This window comes from Mycolicibacterium agri (genome assembly GCF_002553505.1).
GTDB lineage: Bacteria > Actinomycetota > Actinomycetes > Mycobacteriales > Mycobacteriaceae > Mycobacterium > Mycobacterium agri.
This window is the reverse complement of record NZ_PDCP01000054.1, coordinates 20,342-39,482: the sequence shown is the minus strand read 5'-3', so window position 1 is coordinate 39,482 and position 19,141 is coordinate 20,342. Positions and strand designations below refer to the sequence as shown.

The window sequence follows — 19,141 nt, the reverse complement described above, 5'->3', positions numbered from 1 at the left end:
GAAAGCCATACCCGACATCCCTGGGTGATTCGAAGCCTAAGGCCGACGACCCCAAACACCCTTCAAGAAAGGTAAGGAAAGCCGATGCCTAAGTTCTTCGATGCCATCGCCGGCTTCGCGGTCACGTTCGGGACCATGTTCAAAAAGCCGGTCACCGAGGAGTATCCCGAGAAGCCGGGCCCCGTCGCGCCTCGCTATCACGGTCGCCACCAGCTCAACCGGTATCCCGACGGGCTGGAGAAGTGCATCGGGTGCGAACTGTGCGCATGGGCCTGTCCCGCCGACGCCATCTACGTCGAGGGCGACAACAACACCGAAGAGGAGCGGTACTCCCCCGGTGAGCGCTACGGCCGAGTCTACCAGATCAACTACCTCCGTTGCATTGGCTGCGGCTTGTGCATCGAGGCCTGTCCGACACGGGCTTTGACGATGACCAACGATTACGAGATGGCTGACGACAACCGCGCGGACCTGATCTACGGCAAGGACAAGCTGCTTGCACCGCTCGAGCCCGGCATGGTGGCGCCGCCACATCCGATGCAGCCCGGCAGCACCGACGAGGACTACTACCTCGGCAACATCAAGCCCATCACGGACACGCAGGACGAGAAAGACACCGAGAAGGTCGCCGGGGAGGTGCGATGACGTCGACCGCCGAAGCGGTGGTGTTCTGGGTGCTCGGCGCCGTAGCCCTGATCGGCGCCATCGGCGTGGTCGCCGCACCGAAGGCCGTCTACTCCGCGATTTTCCTTGCCTCGACGATGATTTCGCTGGCCGTGCTCTACATCGCGCAGGAGGCGTTGTTCCTCGGCGTCGTGCAGGTGGTGGTCTACACCGGTGCGGTGATGATGCTGTTCCTGTTCGTCCTGATGCTCGTCGGTGTCGACTTGACGGAGTCACTCACCGAAACAATTCGCGGCCAACGAGTTGCCGCGGCTATCGCAGGCGTCGGGTTCGGCGTGCTGCTGATCGCGGGTATCGGCAACGTGTCGGTTGCCGGTTTCACCGGCTTGCCCGAGGCCAACGCCAACCAGAACGTGGAGGGGTTGGCGGCGCTGATCTTCACCCGCTACCTGTGGGCCTTCGAGTTGACCGGCGCGCTGCTGATCACCGCGGCGCTCGGCGCGATGGTGCTCGCGCATCGGGAACGCTACGAACGCGCCAAGACTCAGCGGGAATTGGCCGAAGAGCGGTTCCGCTCCGGCGGGCACCCGACTCCGCTGCCCGGCCCAGGTGTCTACGCCCGGCACAACGCCGTGGACATCGAGGCGCGCCTTCCCGACGGCTCGGGCTCCGAGTTGTCGGTCAGCCCCATCCTGCAACGACGAATCGTTGAAGAACCCCGCGCAGGTGAAGAGGAGAACCTACCTGGCGCGCGCACGGGAGGACTGAATTGAACCCCGATAATTATCTGTATTTGTCGGCGTTGTTGTTCACGATTGGTGCGTCGGGGGTGTTGTTGCGGCGCAACGCGATCGTGATGTTCATGTGTGTGGAGTTGATGCTCAACGCCTGCAATTTGGCGTTCGTGGCGTTCTCCCGCATGCACGGGCACCTCAACGGTCAAGTGGTGGCGTTCTTCACCATGGTGGTGGCGGCCTGCGAGGTGGTCGTCGGGTTGGCCATCATCATGAGCATCTTCCGCACCCGCCGGTCGGCCTCGGTCGACGACGCCAGCCTGCTGAAGAACTAGAGGCCGCTGCCGATGACACTTCCGGTTTGGCTCCTGATCGCCCTACCCCTCGCGGGTGCCGCCGTGCTGCTGCTGGCCGGCCGACGCTCGGACTTCTGGGGGCACCTGCTGGGCTGCGCGGCGGCCCTGGCCTCGTTTGTTGTGGGTGCGGTGCTGTTTGTCGACATGCTCGGTCGCGCCGGCGAAGACCGCCTGGTGCACGAGCGGTTGTTCTCCTGGGTGCCGGTGGGTGGGTTGCAGGTCGACTTCGGTCTGCAGCTGGATCCGTTGTCGATGTGTTTCGTGCTGCTGATCACGGGCGTCGGCTCGCTGATCCACATCTACTCGATCGGCTACATGGCAGAGGACCCCGACCGCCGCCGGTTCTTCGCCTACCTGAACCTGTTTCTGGCGGCGATGCTGCTGCTGGTGCTGGCCGACAACTATCTCGGGTTGTATGTCGGCTGGGAAGGCGTCGGTTTGGCGTCGTATCTGTTGATCGGGTTCTGGCAGCACAAACCGTCGGCGGCGACCGCGGCCAAGAAAGCGTTCGTGGTCAACCGGGTCGGCGACATGGGCCTGGCGATCGCGATGATGGTGATGTTCGCCTCGGTCGGCGCGATCTCCTTCGAGGCGGTGTTCACCGCCGCGCCCGAACTCGGTGAGGGCACGCTGAACGCGATCGGGTTGCTGCTGCTACTGGGCGCCTGCGGCAAGTCGGCCCAAGTCCCGCTGCAGTCCTGGCTCGGCGACGCCATGGAGGGCCCGACGCCGGTGTCGGCGTTGATTCACGCCGCCACCATGGTCACCGCCGGTGTGTATCTGATCGTGCGTTCGGGGCCGGTGTTCGACCTGGCCCCGGGCGCCCAACTCGGGGTGGTGATCGTCGGCGCGGTCACCCTGTTGTTCGGGGCGGTCATCGGCTGCGCCAAGGACGACATCAAGAAAGCCCTTGCGGCGTCGACGATGTCGCAGATCGGCTACATGGTGCTGGCCGCCGGGCTGGGGCCGGCCGGGTATGCGGTGGCGATCATGCACCTGTTGACCCACGGCTTCTTCAAAGCCGGCCTGTTCCTCGGGGCGGGATCGGTGATGCACGCCATGAACGATGAGGTCAACATGCGCCGCTACGGCGGGCTGCGCACCCTGCTGCCGGTCACCTTCGCCACCTTCGGGCTGGGGTATCTGGCCATCATCGGGGTGCCGCCGCTGGCCGGGTTCTTCTCCAAGGACGGCATCATCGAAGCCGCCCTCAACTCCGGCGGCGCCCGCGGCTTCATCCTGGGTGCGGCAGCGATTCTGGGTGCCGGGATCACCGCTTTCTACATGACCCGGGTGATGCTGATGACGTTCTTTGGGCAACGCCGCTGGGCCCCCGATGCCCATCCGCACGAAGCACCCGCGGTGATGACCTGGCCGATGATCCTGCTCGCCATCGGCTCGGTGGCCTCGGGTGCGGTACTGGCCATCGGCGGCACCCTGACCCACTGGCTCGAACCCGTCGTCGGCGCCCATGAGGAACACCACGTGCTGCCTGCGTGGGTGGTCACCATCGTGGTGCTGTCGGTGGTGGCGGTCGGCATCCTGATCGCCTACCGCATGTACGCGCAGAAGGCGGTGCCTGACACCGCGCCTGAGGAGGTGTCGGCGCTGACCGTGGCCGCCCGCAAAGACCTCTACGGAGATGCCATCAACGAGGAGTTGCTGATGAAACCCGGCCAAGTCCTGACCAGGGACCTGGTGGTCGTCGACGACAAGGGAATCGACGGGGCCGCAAGCGGACTCGCCGCCCTCGTCGCCCGTATCTCCAACGGGCTGCGGCTCCTACAAACCGGCTTCGCCCGCTCCTACGCACTGTCGATGCTTGCGGGCGCAGCACTCGTCGTCGCGGTGATCTTGGCGGTGCAACTGTGGTGACCTCGCTTCCGCTGTTGACGATTCTGTGGGCTGTGCCGGTGGTCGGCGCGGCCGTGGTGATGCTGCTGCCTGCCTCGAGTCGGCCGTTGGCGAAGTGGTTCGCGTTACTGGTATCGGCCATCGAGTTGGTGCTCGCCATCGTGCTTGTGGTCGGCTTCGACCCGAGCGGCCCGCAGTACCAGTTCGTCGAAGATCATCCGTGGATACCGTCGTTCGGCACCGGATACATCCTCGGCGTGGACGGCATCGCGCTTGCGCTTGTCGTTCTCACCGCAGTGCTTGTGCCGCTGCTGATCGTGGCCGGCTGGAATGACGCCGACGCGCAGGAGGGCCTGCGCGGCCGCTCCACGCACACCTATCTGGCGCTGACGCTGGCGGTCGAAGGCATGGTCGTCATGTCGCTGATCTCGCTGGATGTGCTGCTGTTCTACGTCTTCTTCGAGGCGATGCTCATCCCGATGTACTTCCTGATCGGCGGCTTCGGCGGTGAGAACCGGTCGAAAGCGGCAGTGAAGTTCCTGCTGTACAACCTGTTCGGCGGACTGATCATGCTGGCTGCGGTCATCGGCCTCTATGTGGTGACCGCGCAGAGCGACGTCTTCGCCTCGGGCACATTCGATTTCCGGGCGATCGTCGCCGCGGTGAACAGCGGTGAGTTCGTGGTCAATCCGGCCATCGTGAATGCGCTGTTCCTCGGGTTCATGTTCGCGTTCGCAGTGAAGGCCCCGCTCTGGCCGTTCCACCGCTGGCTGCCCGACGCGGCGGTGGAAGCGACACCGGCCAGTGCGGTGCTGATGATGGCGATCATGGACAAGGCCGGCACATTCGGCATGCTGCGGTACTGCCTGCAGTTGTTCCCCGACGCGTCGACACTGTTCCGTCCGGTGATCATCACCCTTGCGGTGATCGGGATCGTGTACGGGGCGATTCTGGCGATCGGGCAGACCGATGTCATGCGGTTGATCGCCTACACGTCGATCAGCCACTTCGGCTTCATCATTCTCGGCATCTTCGTGATGACCACCCAAGGGCAATCGGGATCGACGCTGTACATGGTCAACCACGGCCTGTCCACGGCGGCACTGTTCCTCGTCGCCGGATTCCTGGTATCCCGCAGGGGAACCCGCCTCATCAGCGCCTACGGCGGCGTGCAGAAGGTCGCGCCCGTGCTGGCGGGCACATTCCTCGTCGCCGGACTGGCGACCCTGTCGCTACCGGGGTTGGCGCCGTTCATCAGCGAATTCCTGGTGCTGATCGGCACATTCACGCGCTACCCGCTTCTCGCGGTGGTGGCGTCGAGCGCGTTGGTGCTCTCCGCGATCTACATCCTGTGGATGTATCAGCGGATGATGGGCGGGCCGGTCGCCGACGGAAACGACCGGCTGCGTGACCTGCTGCCCCGCGAACTGGTCGTGGTGGCCCCGCTGATCGCGCTGCTGTTGGTGCTCGGTGTCTATCCCAAACCGGCGCTCGATGTCATCAATCCAGCCGTTAGCCACACCTTGACCACCATCGAGCAACCCGATCCCGCACCCAAACTTGCAGAAGGCCCCGCGCGATGAACCTTCAAGCACCCAATGTCGAATACGGCCTGCTGTCGCCGATGCTCATCGTGTTCGGCATCGCGATCGCCGGCGTCCTCGTCGAAGCGTTCGTGTCGCGCGAACGCCGCTACGGCGTGCAGGTCGCGCTCAGCCTCGTCGGTCTGGTGGCCGCGTTCGTCGCGGTCGTTCAGGTCGCCCGCAGTCTGAAGGGCGAGGTCGGCTACACCGCGGTGGTCGGCAGCGTCGCCGTCGACGCCCCCGCGCTGTTTCTTCAGGGCACGATCCTGCTCGTGGGTGTGCTCGGTGTTCTGCTCATCGGTGAACGTCGGATCCGCACCGACGCCGATGCGGAGACGGAAACCGGTACGCGCGGGCTGGATTCGTTCACGCCGCAGGCTTCCGCCGTGGTCGGCAGCGTGGCGGAGAAGGTCGCCACCAGGGCCGGTGCGATGCAGACCGAGGTGTTCCCGCTGACGATGTTCTCCATCGGCGGAATGATGCTGTTCCCCGCGGCAGACGACCTGCTGACGATGTTCATCGCGCTCGAGGTGCTGTCGCTGCCGCTGTATCTGATGTGCGGACTGTCGCGTCGGCGACGCCTGCTGTCGCAGGAAGCAGCGATGAAATACTTTCTGCTCGGGGCGTTTTCGTCGGCGTTCTTCCTCTACGGCGCGGCGCTGCTGTACGGCTACTCGAGCACTCTGAGCCTGACCGGCATCGCCGAGTCCATCGCATCCGGCTCGGGCAAGACGTCGCTGGCGTTGATCGGCGTCGGCCTGCTGCTGGTCGGGGTGTTGTTCAAGGTGGGCGCCGTGCCGTTCCACTCCTGGATTCCCGACGTGTATCAGGGTGCCCCGACCGCCATCACCGCATTCATGGCAGCGGCCACCAAGATCGCCGCGTTCGGGGCGCTGCTGCGGATCTTCTATGTCGCCGCGCCCGATCTGCACACCGAGTGGCGGCCGGTGCTGTGGGCGGTCGCGATCTTGACGATGGTGGTCGGCACGATCACCGCCGTGACGCAATCGGACGTGAAGCGGATGCTGGCCTACTCGGCGGTGGCGCACACGGGCTTCATCTTGACCGGTGTGATCGCGCTGAACGAGTCGGGACTTTCGTCGACGCTGTTCTATCTGTTCGCCTACGGGTTCAGCACCGTCGGCGCGTTCGCCGTCGTCGGCCTGGTCCGCGACAGGGCGGGCGACGAGGACACCGCGATGGCTCGCTGGGCCGGGCTGGGCAGGCGCTATCCCATTGTGGGCATTGTCTTCTCGTTGTTCTTGTTGGCGTTCGCGGGCATCCCGCTGACGAGCGGTTTCGTCAGCAAGTTCGCAGTGTTCAAGGCCGCCGGCGAAGGCGGCGCGATCCCGTTGGTGATCGTCGGCGTGATCGCGAGCGCCATCGCCGCGTATTTCTATGTGCGGGTCATCGTGCTGATGTTCTTCACCGACCCGCCCGCCGACGCGCCAGAAGTGGTGGTGCCGAGCGTCCTGAGCACGGCCGTCGTCACTGTCACGGCCGCTGTCACGTTCGCCTTGGGTGCCCTGCCGCAGCCGCTGCTGGACCTGGCCAACCTCGCCGACACGTTCCTGCACTAGCTCCCCCCTTTACGCCCAGACCGACATTTGGGTGCAGAAGTGCGAGAGGATTTCGCCATTACGTCGATCTCGGCGAGAGGTGGCACGGGTGCTGGTTCTGACAGATGACCACGGCGCGGTCCGTGTGCTGACGCTGAACCGGCCGGCCGCCAGGAACGCGTTGAGCCGCTCGTTGATCAAGGCCGCCTATACGGCGCTGACGGAGGCCGACGCCGACGAGTCGGTGCGGGCGGTGGTGCTGACCGGGGCCGATCCGGCGTTTTGCGCGGGCGTCGACCTCAAGGAGGCCCAACGCGACGGGCTGGGCTATTTCGAGGAGTTCCGGTCGCAGAGTTGCATTGCCGCCGTGGCGAAGATGCGCACGCCGATCATCGGTGCGATCAACGGGCCGGTGTTCACCGGTGGGCTGGAGATGGCGCTGGGTTGCGACTTTCTCATCGCCTCCGAGCGCGCGGTGTTCGCCGACACCCACGCCCGCGTCGGGATCCTTCCCGGCGGCGGGATGACCGCGCGACTCCCCCAGTTCGTCGGCCTCGGCATGGCTCACCGGCTGTCGATGACCGGCGAAGTCGTCGACGCCGCGCGCGCCGAGAAGATCGGCTTGGTGACCGAGGTCGTCGCGCACGAGAAGCTGTTGGACCGCGCGATCGAACTGGCAGGCCAGATCGCCGAGGTGCCGGGCCCGACGATGTTGGGGCTCAAGGAGATCTACACCACGGGTGCTTCGGCGGTCATCGATCCGGCCTTGGCGGCCGAGGAGCGGATCGCGTTCGCACAACACCGCGATTTCGAGGGCCTCGGCGATCAGTTCCGCGCCGTCACCGAGCGAAACAAGCGGCAAATCGACGGCTGACATCGCCTGCGAGCGTGCGGAAACTCCCGCATTTGCACGGCGTGTCGCCTGCAGACACGCACGCTCGCCGGAGTTTTTAGGGTGACGCTCGCCGGAACTTCTAGACGGGTGGGCGCTTTTGGATGAACTCCACGGCGCGCTCGCCGTCGATGCCGGGCAGCGGCGGCAGCGTGGTCATGTCGACCTGCTTGCGGGCCTGCTCGATCACGGGCGTGTCGGGATCGTAGACCGAAAGATAAACCTCGTGGGCGGCAAGCGATTTCACAGCAAGCTCGATGAATCCGTCCACCACTTCGCCGTGTGTGCCGTGTGGCCCGTTCTCGAAGAGCCAGCGCGGCGGGTTCGGCAGCGAATCGTAGGCTTCGGCAACGGCTTTGGAGAACTCGATGTGGTCGCGCTGGTTCGGCGCGCCGGGCTCCCATTCCGGGCCGCTGTAGAGGGTGATGACCACGTCGGGCGCGAGTTGGGTGATGGTCTCGGCGATCTTGGCCCGCAACTGCGGGGTGTTGAAGATCTGGCTGTCGGGAAAGTCCCAGAACTGCACGTCGTCCACGCCGACGATCGCGGCGGAGGTGCGCTGTTCGCGTTCCCGCAGCGGGCCGCACTCCCCTGGCGGTATGCCGGGGATGCCGACCTCGCCGCGGCATGCCAGCGCGTAATGCACGTGCTTGCCCTGCGATGTCCATTTGGCGACCGCGGCCGCCACGCCGTATTCGGGGTCGTCGGGATGCGGCACGAGGACCAGCGCGCGATGCCAGTCGGTGGGGAAAGGTCGATGCACCGTCCTAGGCAATCACACCGTGGGCGACGATGGCAGTGGTCTGGTCCACCCACTCGTCGTCGAGTTCCTTGTCGGGCCACAGCAGCAGCCGCAACATCGTTGCCCCGCCGATGACCTCGATCAGACGCTGCGGGTCGATGTCGGGATGCACGGCCCCTCGGCGCATCGCCTCGTCCAGTCGCGAGCGCACAGCGGAGAAGACATCGGCGAAACGGCGCATCACGCGCGCATTCAACTCGGCGTCGGCGGTCATGTCGGCGATCAGACCGGGCAGCGCCGCGCGCACCACGGGGCTGGTGAAGACGTCACGCGCGGCGGCGATCATCGCCCGCACATCGCCGCGGAAATCCCCCGGCGGAGTCTCGATCGCCGTCGGCGCCGCGGGAAAGGCGGCCTCGTGGACGAGTTCGGCCTTGCTGGACCACCGCCGATACAGCGCGGTCTTGGTGGTGCCCGCGCGCTCGGCCACCGCGGCCATCGTCAGGTTGGAATAACCAATTTCCACAAGCAGATCCGTGGTTGCCCGGAGTATCGCAGCGTCGATACGCCGATCCCGCGGCCGCCCCGCCGACGGGCCCTTGTCAACTGAAGCCGAGTCTGCTTTCATAACGCTACCCACCGTATCGTAATTTTGCCCGGAGGAAGAACCGTGGCCACAGAACCGGCCGTCGAGGACATCGATCGACTGCAACGCTCGGGCCGAGACATCAGCACGCTGCCGGACGTGATGTCGCAGTGGTTGTCGACGGTCATGCCCGGCGGGGTCACGCCGCAGGTGACCGTGGAGAGCGGCGTCGACTCGAACGGAATGTCGTCGGAGACCATCATCCTGACCGGGCGCTGGGAGGCCGACGGGCACCAGCACGTACAGAGGTGGGTCGCGCGCGTCGCGCCGACCAAGGAGGATGTGCCGGTATTCGCGTCATACCGGATGGACCACCAGTTCGACGTGATCCGGTTGGTCGCCGAGAAGACCGACGTCCCGGTGCCGCGGGTGCGGTGGCTGGAGTCGACCGGCAAGGTCTTGAGCACGCCGTTCTTCCTGATGGACTACGTGTCCGGCGTGGTCCCGCCCGACGTGATGCCGTATACGTTCGGCGGCAACTGGTTCGCCGACGCACCGACCGAGTCACAGCGTCGACTGCAGGACAACACCGTCGACGTGCTGGCGAAGCTGCACTCGATTCCCCAGCCGGAGACGACGTTCGGGTTTCTCGCCGACGGTGGTGACGCTAATGCGTTGCGGCGCAACCTGGATTGGTTGAAGTCGTGGTATCAGTTCGCGGTGCCCGACATCGGGCGCTCAGCCCTTGTCGAGCAGGCGCTGGAGTGGCTGGAAGCAAACTGGCCCGCCGATGTCGCGGCGTCGGACCCGGTACTGGTGTGGGGTGACGCCCGTGTCGGCAATGTGCTCTACGAGGACTTCACACCGGTCGCCGTGCTGGACTGGGAGATGGCCACGCTGGGTCCGCGCGAGATGGACGCCGCGTGGATGGTGTTCGCGCACATGGTGTTTCAGGAACTCGCCGGGTTGGCCGGGATGCCCGGCCTGCCGGACTTCATGCGGGAAGACGACGTCAAGGCCACCTACGCCGACAAGACCGGCGTCGAACTGGGCGACCTGCACTGGTTCTACGTCTACTCCGGCGTGATCTGGTGCTGTGTGTTCATGCGCACCAGCGCCCGCCGCGTGCGGTTCGGCGAGATCGAGAAGCCCGATGACGTCGAGTCGCTGTTCTACCACGGCGCCCTACTACGGCGCCTCATCGGAGGTGAAGCCTGATGCTCGGTCCCATGGACGAATTCCCGGTCCACCAGATCCCGCAACCGATCGCGTGGCCGGGCACCTCGGACCGCAATTTCTATGACCGCTCCTACTTCAACGCGCACGACCGCACCGGCGACATCTTCGTGATCACCGGCATCGGGTACTACCCGAATCTGGGCGTCAAGGACGCGTTCGTGTTGATCCGCCGAGGGGATGTGCAAACCGCCGTGCATCTTTCCGACGCCATCGACCAGGACCGGCTCAACCAGAACGTGATGGGCTACCGCGTCGAGGTGAGCGAGCCGCTGCGCCGGCTGCGCATCGTCATGGACGAAACCGAGGGCATGGCCGTCGACCTGACCTGGACCGGGCTGTTCGACGTCGTGCAGGAGCAGCGGCACGTCCTGCGGTCGGGCACCCGAATCACGTTGGATGCGCAGCGTTTTGCGCAGGTCGGCTCCTGGAGCGGCACCATCGCCATCGACGGCGACGAGATCACCGTCGACCCGTCGGTGTGGATCGGCACGCGGGACCGCTCGTGGGGCATCCGGCCCATCGGCGAGCCCGAACCGGCCGGCCGGCCCGCCGATCCGCCGTTCGAGGGGATGTGGTGGCTGTATGTGCCGATGGCGTTCGACGACTTTTCGATCGTGCTCATCATTCAGGAGGAGCCCAGCGGATTCCGTTCGCTGAACGACTGCACGCGGATCTGGAAGGACGGCCGCGTCGAACAGTTGGGTTGGCCCCGCATCAAGATCCGCTACCGTTCTGGCACCCGCATTCCGACGGGTGCGACCATCGACGCGACCGCGGCCGACGGCGCGCCGGTGCGCTTCGACGTGGAATCCAAACTGGCCGTGCCGATTCACGTGGGCGGGGGCTATGGCGGCGACTCTGACTGGACTCACGGCGTGTGGAAGGGCGAGAAGTTCACCGAGCGCCTGACCTACGACATGACCGACCCGGCGATCATCGGCCGCGCGGGCTTCGGCGTCATCGACCACGTCGGCCGGGCCGTGTGCAGCGAGGGCGGCCGGGCTCCCGCCGAAGGGTGGGGCCTGTTCGAGCACGGCGCGCTCGGCCGTCATGACCCCTCCGGCTTCACCGACTGGCTCAGCGTCGCACCCTGATTACCGGACCGCCGAGACCAACCTTTTGGCGGCTTTTACTCGCACTTTTCCTGCAAAATGTCGGTTTGGGCGAGAGTGGGGGTTCCTACGCCGACTGCTTGGATGGGGCGGTCACCCGACCGAATACCATCTGCTCCTCGTCGATCCGGTCGAGGCGGTGGTCGATCGCGTCCAACACGTAGTTGTGCCGCACGTTCCACGGCCTGCGCGTGCCGGATTTCGGCAGTGCGTGCAGGGCCCGCTGCACATATCCTGCGTTGATGTTCCACGCCGGCTTTTCGGCCATCGGCTCGTCGCCGAGGTGCGGATACGCGTGGGTGTATCCGTGAGCGTCCATATACGCCAACAGCTTTGCCACCGCCCGCGCCGTCAGATCCGCACGCAACGTCCATGACGCATTGATGTAGCCGACGCACCACGCGGCGTTGGGAACGTCTTCGAGCAGGTGCTCTTTGTAGACGAACCGGTCCTGCGGCTTGACCTCCGCGCCGTCGATGCTCAGCGCGATTCCGCCCAGCGCCTGCAACTGCAGTCCGGTCGCGGTGATGATCACGTCGGCGTCGATCCGGTTGCCGGAGCGCAGCACGATGCCGGTCTCGTCGACGTGGTCGATGTGGTCGGTGACCACTTCGGCGCGGCTTTCGCCGATCGCGTTGTAGAGGTCGTTGTCGAGGATCAAACACATCCGCTGATCCCACGGGTCGTAGCGTGGGTTGAAGTGCACATCGACCGGATAGTCTTGCGGCAGATTGCGTTTCGCCGCGGCACGGATGAACCGCCGGACCAGCCGCGGCGCCTTGCGGGACAACGCGTAGAGCAGCACGTAGAACGTCGTGTTGAACGCCCGCACCAGGTGATACGCCACGCGCGACGGAAACACCTTCCGGATCGCCTGCACCACAGGATGGATGCGCGGCGACGACAGCATGTAGGTCGGCGAACGTTGCAGCATCGTCACATGGGCCGCCTTCTCGGCCAGCGACGGGATCATGCTGACGGCGGTCGCGCCACTGCCGATCACGACCACCCTTTTGCCTGCGTAGTCCAGCGACTCCGGCCAGTGCTGGGGATGGACCACCTCACCGGTGAAGTTCTCGATGCCGGGGAACTCCGGCGTATAGGGCTCGTCGTAGTTGTAGTAGCCGGTGCCGAAGAACAGGAAGCGTCCGCGATAGGTCTGCGGCTTGCCGTCGACCTCGGTCTGCACCGTCCAGGTGTCGGTTGCCGAGTCCCAGTCGGCCGACAACACCCGGGTGTTGAAGCGGATGTGCTGGTCGATGCCGTGCTTGCGTGCGGTCTCGGTGAGGTACGCGCGGATGTCGGGCCCGTCGGCGATGTTCTCGGGCCGGGTCCACGGCTCCCAGGAGAAGCCCAGGGTGAAGATGTCGCTGTCGGAGCGGATGCCCGGGTAGCGAAACAGGTCCCAAGTGCCGCCGATCTGCGCGCGCCGCTCGAGAATCGCATATGACAAATGCGGGTTCTTCTCGTGGATCCGGTAGGCCGCGCCGATCCCGGAGATGCCCGCGCCGACGATCAGAACGTCGAAGTATGTAGCCGAATCGACCATGCGACCTCCCTTGGTCCGCTTGGGTACCACGATAAGTGGTCAGCCGGCAAGGGCGTCAACGATCTGCGCCAATGTGTCGGGCGGGAGGGGTCCGGGCTGGTAGAGACAGATCCGGTCGGATATGCCCGCGACTCGGTCGCGGATGTGGGCGGCGATGTCGGCCGCGGTGCCGCACGCGGCGATGGTGTGCAGCACGTCGTCGTCGATTCGCTGGCCCATTTCGTGCCAGCGGCCCTGTTTGGACAGCGCGTTGAGTTCTGGCTGCAGGTCGCCCCAACCGTGGGCGTCGAGGACAGGGCGGTAAGCCGGGGTCGACCCGTAGAAGCCCAGCAGCCGGCGCGCCGCGCTGTGGTCGTCGCCGGCCGAGACGATGATCTCGGGGATCACCGCGAAGTCGGCTTCGGACCGGCCCGCTGCCGCCAGCCCCTGCCGCACGGCGGGCATCGTCACCTCGTGCAGGAACCGTCTGCTGCCGAACGGCATCACCAGCAGCCCGTCGGCGTGCTCGGCGGTTGCGCGGGTCAGCCGCGGGCCAAGGGCTCCGACGTAGATCGGCGGCGGGCCGTACGGGTTGTCGCCCGGGGTGAAGGTCGGCGTCATCAGCGTGTGGCGGTAGAACTCGCCGCGGAAATCGAGCCGTTCTCCGGTCTGCCACGCCGCGAAGATCGCCCGCAGCGCCGCCACCAGTTCGGTCATCCGCGCCACCGGCCGGTCGAATGCGACGCCGAACCGCTTCTCGATCTGGGTGCGCACCTGCGTGCCGAGCCCCAGCGCGAAGCGCCCCTCGCTGAGCAGTTGATGATCGATCGCCTGGTGAGCGAGATGAATCGGATTGCGCGGAAAGGCAATCGCGACATTGGTCATCAGATCGAGGCCGCCGACCGTGGCGGCGAGCGTCAGCGGTGTGAAGACGTCGTGCGGTCCCTCGAAGGTGAAGACCCCGCTCGCGCCTGCCTCCTTGACGGCTCGCGCCTGTTCGATCGCATTCAACGGCCCGAACAGCGCTGTCATCACCCGCACGGCGTGAGAGCCTAGTGCGGTGACTCAGTCAACTGACGCCGATGTCGTTGTCGTCGGGGCCGGTTTCGCCGGCCTGTCGGCGGCGCACGACCTGGTCGGGCACGGCTACGACGTCGTCGTGCTGGAGGGCCGCGACCGCGTCGGCGGCAGGTCGTCCACCACGACGATCGCGGGCACGCCCATCGACCTCGGCGCCACCTTCGTCGGGCCCACCCAAGACGCCGTCTGCGAGCTGGCACGCGAACTCGACTGCGAATCGGTGCCCACCTACAGCCGCGGCAAGAACCTGATCCGGTGGCGCGGTCGGGTGCGGGCCTACCGCAGCACGATTCCGCGGCTGTCGATGATCGAGCTGTTCGACGTCTCGCGCATTCAGTGGCGCTTCGAGCGGGTCTGCCGACGCATTCCGGTCGATGAGCCCTGGACGGCTTCGGGCGCCGAGAACCTCGACGAGCAGTCGCTGGACCGGTGGCTTCGGTCGTTGCACGCGAGCGCCTCGACCCGCGACCTGATGGCGATCGTGTCGCGGGTGACGTGGGGTTGCGAGCCCGACCAGGTGTCGATGCTGCATGCGGCGCGCTTCGTGAAGGCGGCGGGCGGTCTCGGCCGGATGCTGGACGTGGAGGCGGCGCGCAGCAGGACAGATTCCCCGCGGGCACGCAGCAGATCGCGCAGCGGCTGGCCGAGCGGCTCGGCGACCGCGTCCGGCTAGGCACGATCGTCCGGCGCATCGAGCAGCGCGCCGACGGCACACTGAGCGTCGGCGCCGACGGCGGCGATGTCACCGCCAGGGCCGTCATCGTCGCGATCCCGCCCGCGCACCGCGCCTCCATCGACTTCTCCCCCGACCTGCCCGCCGAGTACGAGAAGCTGGCCCGGCATTGGCCGCAGGGAAGCCTGAGCAAGGCGTACGCCGCCTACGAGACGCCGTACTGGCGCGCCAACGGCTGCAGCGGTGAGGCGCTTTCGGATGAGGGCCCGGTCTTCATCACCTTCGACGTCAGTCCCGGCGACGACGGGCCCGGAATCCTGCTGGGCTTCACCGACCCGCGCACGTTCGATCCGCTGCCAGCGCACGAGCGCCGCGAGCGGGCACTCGACGGCTTCGCCGCACTGTTCGGCGACAAGGCCCGCGAGCCGGTCGACTACATCGATCATTGCTGGGGCGCAGAGGAATTCGCGCCCGGCGGCCCGACCGCCGCCGTACCACCAGGCTCGTGGACGACCTACGGACCCTGGCTGCGCAAGCCTGTCAACGGAATCCATTGGGCGGGAACGGAAACCGCAGACGAGTGGACGGGATTTCTGGACGGCGCCGTCCGCTCTGGCCGCCGCGCGGCCGCTGAGGTGCACGCCGAACTGTCGGGCTAGGAGGTGGCGCGCTGCTGCTCGCCGACCGACTCGACGAGCCAGCGCAGATGGTCGTTGACCTCGTCGGGACGCTCCAGGATCGCGCAGTGTCCGCCCGGAAGCTCAACGAACTGAGCCAGATTCGGCGCCATCCGGGCGATGTGACCGGACGACACAATCGGCAGCAGACGGTCCTTCTGGCTGCCGATCACCAGCGTCGGGACGGTGAGGTTCTGCAGGCCGATGTGTTGATCCGTGCCGAGCGCATTGATCAGTGCACGCGCCCAGCCGCCGCGGCTGGCGACGGGGGTGCTGGTGAACAGTTCGTAGATGAAGTTGGCGACCGCCGGATCCGCGTCGCGTCCGACCGCCATCATCGACACGAACCGCCTGCTGGGCCGGTCAGCGGCCCGCAGCAGCACCGGCGCCGCACCGACGGTGCGCAGCAGCGTCTCGGCCGCCCGCACCCTGGCGTTGGTGAGCGGCGGCGGCACCGGCATCAGCTTGATATGCCGCAGCAGGTCACCGGTCGTGGTGTTGATCAACGCGACGGCGTCGGCGCGTGCGGCCACGCGGCGTGGATACCGCTCGGCCCACGACGTGATCGCGATGCCGCCCATCGAGTGACCTGCGATGACGGCCCGTTCGCCCGGCTGCAGCGTGGCCTCGAGAACGGCGTCGAGATCGGCGGCCAGGAAGTTCAGGCCGTAGTTGGTGCGCCGGGTCGGCACGCCGCTGCGGCCGTGGCCGCGATGGTCGTAGGCGATCACGCGGTAGTCGCGGGCCAGGTGGTTGATCTGGTGCGCCCACACCCGGACCGCGCAGGTGATGCCGTGGGCCAGCACGATCGGGTAGCCGTCGTCGGGCCCGAAGACCTCGGCGTGCAGGCGGGTGCCGTCTCCTGCGCGCACCCCGACTGCCCGGGACGGCGGCAACGCATCGGCCGCGGAGAATCGCCCGACCTTCCGCTTGAACGGCTCACGCTTCGGCATCGCCGGCAAATCCTACCGGCAACCCGGAATCGCCCCCGTCACCCGAGGCGGTTAAATGGGGCGATGCGCGCAATTCAGATTCCCCGGTTGGACGGTCCGCAGGCCGCCGAGCTCGTCGAGCTCGACGAGCCGACCGACGAGAACGCCGTGATCATCGAGGTGCATGCGGCCGGGGTGGCGTTTCCCGACGCCCTGCAGTCCCGCGGGCTTTACCAATACAAGCCCGAGGTGCCGTATGTACCCGGCGCCGAACTTGCCGGAGTGGTGCGCAGCGCCCCGGCCGGATCGCACGTCGCTGCCGGCGATCGCGTCGCAGGGCTGACGATGCTGTTCGGCGCCATGGCCGAAATCGTGGCGCTGCAACCGGAATTTGTGTTCCGACTGCCCGATAACGTTTCGTTCGAGGCGGGCGCGGGTCTGTTGTTCAACGACATGACAATGCATTTCGCGCTGCGCACGCGAGGAAGGATCGCCGATGGCGAAACGGTACTCGTGCACGGTGCGGCCGGCGGTATCGGCACATCGGCTCTTCGGCTTGCGCCTGCATTCGGCGCGAGCCGGACAATTGCAGTCGTCAGTTCGGAAGCCAAGATGGATGTCGCCAAGGCTGCGGGCGCTTCGGATGTGGTGCTCGCGGAGGGGTTCAAAGATGCGGTCAAAGAGCTGACCGAGAACCGCGGCGTCGACATCGTCGTCGACCCGGTCGGCGGAGACAGGTTCACCGACTCGCTGCGCTCGCTGGCTCCGGGAGGGCGGCTGCTCGTCATCGGATTCACCGGCGGGGATATCCCGACCGTGAAGGTGAATCGGCTGCTGTTGAACAACATCGACGCCGTCGGAGTTGGCTGGGGCGCATGGACGATGACACACCCGAACTACTTGCAAGAGCAGTGGGCTGACCTCGAGCCGTTGCTCGCCTCCGGCAAGGTGTCTGCGCCCCAACCGGAGATATTCCCGCTCGAGCGGGCCGGCGACGCGATCGCTTCGCTGGAGAATCGCACCGCGAAGGGCAAAGTGGTGGTCAAGCTGCGGTGAGGGTTGTCGACCGTACGGTTCGATATCAAAACAGCGGATCGTTGACGGCCCTGACAAGCCATCCGTAATCTCAGCCGCCGTGCACTCGGCCGTAGGTCGCGATGTAAGCCATATGACCGTCGCCGAACTCGGCATGATGGTCGATTGGGATGTGCCGATCACCATGGACGACGGTGTGGTGCTGCGCGCCAACGTTTTCCGTCCCGACGACGACAGCGCCTATCCCGTGGTCCTCAGCTACGGGCCGTATGGCAAGGATCTCTCGTTCGAAGAGGGCTATCCCGACGCCTGGAGGAAGCTGGTCGAGGACCATCCCGAGGTGGCCGCGGGGTCGTCGAACCGCTTCCAGGCGTGGGAGGTGTGTGACCCCGAGAAGTGGGTGCCCGACGGGTATGTGTGTGTGCGGGTCGACGCGCGCGGGTGGGGGCGATCGCCGGGATTCGTCGACCCGTGGAGCAGGCGCGAGATGATCGATCTGCGCGACTGCATCGAGTGGGCGGGTACCCAGCCGTGGAGTTCGGGCAAGGTAGGCCTGCTCGGGATCAGCTACTACGCGGTCAACCAGTGGCAGGTGGCCGCGTTGAATCCACCACACCTTGCCGCACTGATCCCCTGGGAGGGCTTTTCGGACTTCTACCGAGAGCTCTGCTATCACGGCGGCATCGCGTGCGACATGAAGTCGGTCTGGTACCGGCGCACCATCAGCACCGTGCAGCACGGGCTGGGCGAGCGCAGCTTCGTCAGCGCCGTCAACGGAGAACTCGTCACCGGCCCCGAAACGCACACCTATACCGATCTGGCCGCCAACAGGACCGACTTCCCCGCTGAGATCGACGGGCGCCCGCTGGACGACTCCTATCACAGGGAGCGCTCTGCGGTGTTCGAGCGGATCACCGTGCCGTTCTTGTCGGCGGGCAACTGGGGCGGGTCATCGTTGCATTTGCGTGGCAATGTGGAGGGGTTCGTGCGAGCCGCGTCACGACAGAAGTGGCTGGAAATCCACGGCCGCGAGCACTGGACCGAGTTCTACACCGACTACGGAATCAGGCTGCAGAAACGGTTTTTCGACCACTTCCTCAAAGGCCTGGACAACGGCTGGGACCGCCAACCCCCCGTCATGCTGCGCATCCGCACCGTCGACGGCGACTTCATCGACCGCACCGAAAACGAATGGCCGATCGCGCGCACCCAATGGACCAACTGGTACCTCAACCCCGCCACCAAAACCCTGTCAACCGACCCACCCACCACCGACCAGCAGGCATCCTTCGCCGCGCTCACCGACCCCGGCATCACCATGACCACCCCACCGATGCCGGCCGACACCGAGATCACCGGCCCCGTCGCAGCCACCATCTACATCTCCTCCACCACCACCGACGCCGACATCTTCGCCGTGCTGCACGTGTTCGACCCCGACGGCAACGAAGTCGTACTACAAGGCGCCGTCGACCCACACACCCCCATCGGCCAAGGCTGGCTACGCGCCTCTCACCGCGAACTCGACCCCAACCGCAGCACACCCTGGCGGCCCTACCACACCCACACCAACCCCCAACCCCTCACCCCAGGCGAAATCTATCGCCTCGACATCGAAATCTGGCCCACCTCGATCATCGTGCCCACCGGCTATCGCATCGCACTGGCCCTGCGCGGCACCGACTACCAATACCACGGCCCCGCAGCCCAACTCAGCCACTTCAAAGGCACCCAACTACGCGGCGTCGGCATCTACACCCACGCCGACCCCGACCACCGACCACCCACCACCTACGGCGGCACCACCACCGTCCACACCACCCCCAACCAACCCGCCACACTCCTACTCCCCCACATCCCGTGACCGCGGTGTCGCCGCTGAGCAAATCCCGTCCGGGGCAATTGTTTCGATGTCGAATCGAATCTCGTCTTTCT

The 19,141-nt window shown here is 66.1% G+C and carries 16 protein-coding genes and 1 pseudogene; 12 read left to right on the top strand and 5 right to left on the bottom strand.

Annotation, left to right across the window (positions count from 1 at the left end; translation table 11 throughout):
- Positions 1-84: 84 nt before the first annotated feature.
- From nuoI to CQY20_RS23790, 7 genes are all read left to right on the top strand, one after another.
- Positions 85-645, top strand: a complete 561-nt coding sequence (gene nuoI / locus CQY20_RS23820) for an NADH-quinone oxidoreductase subunit NuoI (RefSeq protein ID WP_097942545.1) — start codon at positions 85-87, stop codon at positions 643-645.
- Positions 642-1,397, top strand: a complete 756-nt coding sequence (locus tag CQY20_RS23815) for an NADH-quinone oxidoreductase subunit J (protein WP_097942544.1) — start codon at positions 642-644, stop codon at positions 1,395-1,397. The genes nuoI and CQY20_RS23815 overlap by 4 nt, the downstream gene beginning before the upstream one ends.
- Positions 1,394-1,693 carry an NADH-quinone oxidoreductase subunit NuoK gene (gene nuoK, locus CQY20_RS23810; protein WP_097940997.1) on the top strand — a complete coding sequence of 100 codons (300 nt, stop codon included), beginning with the start codon at positions 1,394-1,396 and terminating at the stop codon, positions 1,691-1,693. The genes CQY20_RS23815 and nuoK overlap by 4 nt, the downstream gene beginning before the upstream one ends.
- A 12-nt stretch (positions 1,694-1,705) precedes the next feature.
- Entirely contained in the window at positions 1,706-3,589 is a 1,884-nt protein-coding gene (nuoL, locus tag CQY20_RS23805; RefSeq protein ID WP_097942543.1) for an NADH-quinone oxidoreductase subunit L, read from the top strand.
- Positions 3,583-5,151: an NADH-quinone oxidoreductase subunit M gene (locus CQY20_RS23800; RefSeq protein ID WP_097942542.1), complete on the top strand. Its 1,569-nt coding sequence runs from the start codon at positions 3,583-3,585 to the stop codon at positions 5,149-5,151. Before nuoL ends, CQY20_RS23800 begins: the two co-directional genes overlap by 7 nt.
- Positions 5,148-6,731, top strand: a complete 1,584-nt coding sequence (gene nuoN, locus CQY20_RS23795) for an NADH-quinone oxidoreductase subunit NuoN (protein WP_097942541.1) — start codon at positions 5,148-5,150, stop codon at positions 6,729-6,731. Before CQY20_RS23800 ends, nuoN begins: the two co-directional genes overlap by 4 nt.
- A 79-nt stretch (positions 6,732-6,810) precedes the next feature.
- Positions 6,811-7,584 (top strand): enoyl-CoA hydratase, encoded by a 774-nt coding sequence (locus tag CQY20_RS23790; protein WP_097942540.1) that lies wholly within the window; start codon positions 6,811-6,813, stop codon positions 7,582-7,584.
- Positions 7,585-7,684: 100 nt separating this feature from the next.
- On the opposite strand, the gene CQY20_RS23785 is transcribed toward CQY20_RS23790, so the two are convergent.
- Positions 7,685-8,365, bottom strand: coding sequence for a PIG-L deacetylase family protein (locus CQY20_RS23785; RefSeq protein WP_097942539.1), 681 nt, complete (start codon positions 8,363-8,365; stop codon positions 7,685-7,687).
- 4 nt (positions 8,366-8,369) lie between these two features.
- The gene (locus CQY20_RS23780; RefSeq protein ID WP_097942538.1) at positions 8,370-8,972 is read right to left on the bottom strand and encodes a TetR/AcrR family transcriptional regulator; all 603 of its coding nucleotides are present in this window, start codon (positions 8,970-8,972) and stop codon (positions 8,370-8,372) included.
- A 42-nt stretch (positions 8,973-9,014) separates the two neighbouring features.
- On the opposite strand from CQY20_RS23780, the gene CQY20_RS23775 reads away from it, so the two are divergent.
- A complete protein-coding gene (locus tag CQY20_RS23775; RefSeq protein WP_097942537.1) occupies positions 9,015-10,148 on the top strand; it encodes a phosphotransferase in 1,134 nt (377 codons plus the stop codon).
- Complete coding sequence (locus CQY20_RS23770; RefSeq protein WP_097942536.1) at positions 10,148-11,263, top strand: Rv3169 family protein; 1,116 nt, start codon at positions 10,148-10,150, stop codon at positions 11,261-11,263. Before CQY20_RS23775 ends, CQY20_RS23770 begins: the two co-directional genes overlap by 1 nt.
- A gap of 85 nt (positions 11,264-11,348) precedes the next feature.
- Here CQY20_RS23770 and CQY20_RS23765 read toward each other — a convergent pair whose 3' ends face one another.
- Together CQY20_RS23765 and CQY20_RS23760 are read right to left on the bottom strand one after the other, a co-directional pair.
- Positions 11,349-12,830, bottom strand: coding sequence for a flavin-containing monooxygenase (locus CQY20_RS23765; RefSeq protein ID WP_097942535.1), 1,482 nt, complete (start codon positions 12,828-12,830; stop codon positions 11,349-11,351).
- 39 nt (positions 12,831-12,869) lie between these two features.
- Positions 12,870-13,841 (bottom strand): TIGR03617 family F420-dependent LLM class oxidoreductase, encoded by a 972-nt coding sequence (locus CQY20_RS23760; protein ID WP_163701324.1) that lies wholly within the window; start codon positions 13,839-13,841, stop codon positions 12,870-12,872.
- A gap of 28 nt (positions 13,842-13,869) precedes the next feature.
- Here CQY20_RS23760 and CQY20_RS23755 point away from each other — a divergent pair.
- A pseudogene (locus CQY20_RS23755) lies at positions 13,870-15,221 on the top strand (flavin monoamine oxidase family protein).
- On the opposite strand, the gene CQY20_RS23750 reads toward CQY20_RS23755, so the two are convergent.
- Positions 15,218-16,192, bottom strand: a complete 975-nt coding sequence (locus tag CQY20_RS23750) for an alpha/beta fold hydrolase (RefSeq protein ID WP_097942533.1) — start codon at positions 16,190-16,192, stop codon at positions 15,218-15,220. The pseudogene CQY20_RS23755 and the gene CQY20_RS23750 sit on opposite strands and share 4 nt — an antisense overlap.
- 63 nt (positions 16,193-16,255) lie before the next feature.
- On the opposite strand from CQY20_RS23750, the gene CQY20_RS23745 reads away from it, so the two are divergent.
- Both CQY20_RS23745 and CQY20_RS23740 read left to right on the top strand, forming a co-directional pair.
- Positions 16,256-17,227, top strand: coding sequence for an NADPH:quinone oxidoreductase family protein (locus tag CQY20_RS23745; protein WP_097942532.1), 972 nt, complete (start codon positions 16,256-16,258; stop codon positions 17,225-17,227).
- 112 nt (positions 17,228-17,339) lie between these two features.
- The gene (locus CQY20_RS23740) at positions 17,340-19,070 is read left to right on the top strand and encodes a CocE/NonD family hydrolase (RefSeq protein ID WP_234816383.1); all 1,731 of its coding nucleotides are present in this window, start codon (positions 17,340-17,342) and stop codon (positions 19,068-19,070) included.
- Positions 19,071-19,141 lie beyond the last annotated feature (71 nt).

Bases quoted from the DNA above. Each gene is read 5' to 3' on its own strand.
- CQY20_RS23750 (WP_097942533.1), bottom strand. From the start codon at position 16,192: ATGCCGAAGCGTGAGCCGTTCAAGCGGAAGGTCGGGCGATTCTCCGCG.
- nuoI (WP_097942545.1), top strand. From the start codon at position 85: ATGCCTAAGTTCTTCGATGCCATCGCCGGCTTCGCGGTCACGTTCGGG.
- CQY20_RS23760 (WP_163701324.1), bottom strand. From the start codon at position 13,841: ATGACAGCGCTGTTCGGGCCGTTGAATGCGATCGAACAGGCGCGAGCC.
- CQY20_RS23740 (WP_234816383.1), top strand. From the start codon at position 17,340: ATGACCGTCGCCGAACTCGGCATGATGGTCGATTGGGATGTGCCGATC.
- nuoN (WP_097942541.1), top strand. From the start codon at position 5,148: ATGAACCTTCAAGCACCCAATGTCGAATACGGCCTGCTGTCGCCGATG.
- nuoL (WP_097942543.1), top strand. From the start codon at position 1,706: ATGACACTTCCGGTTTGGCTCCTGATCGCCCTACCCCTCGCGGGTGCC.
- CQY20_RS23765 (WP_097942535.1), bottom strand. From the start codon at position 12,830: ATGGTCGATTCGGCTACATACTTCGACGTTCTGATCGTCGGCGCGGGC.
- CQY20_RS23770 (WP_097942536.1), top strand. From the start codon at position 10,148: ATGCTCGGTCCCATGGACGAATTCCCGGTCCACCAGATCCCGCAACCG.
- CQY20_RS23745 (WP_097942532.1), top strand. From the start codon at position 16,256: ATGCGCGCAATTCAGATTCCCCGGTTGGACGGTCCGCAGGCCGCCGAG.
- CQY20_RS23780 (WP_097942538.1), bottom strand. From the start codon at position 8,972: ATGAAAGCAGACTCGGCTTCAGTTGACAAGGGCCCGTCGGCGGGGCGG.
- CQY20_RS23815 (WP_097942544.1), top strand. From the start codon at position 642: ATGACGTCGACCGCCGAAGCGGTGGTGTTCTGGGTGCTCGGCGCCGTA.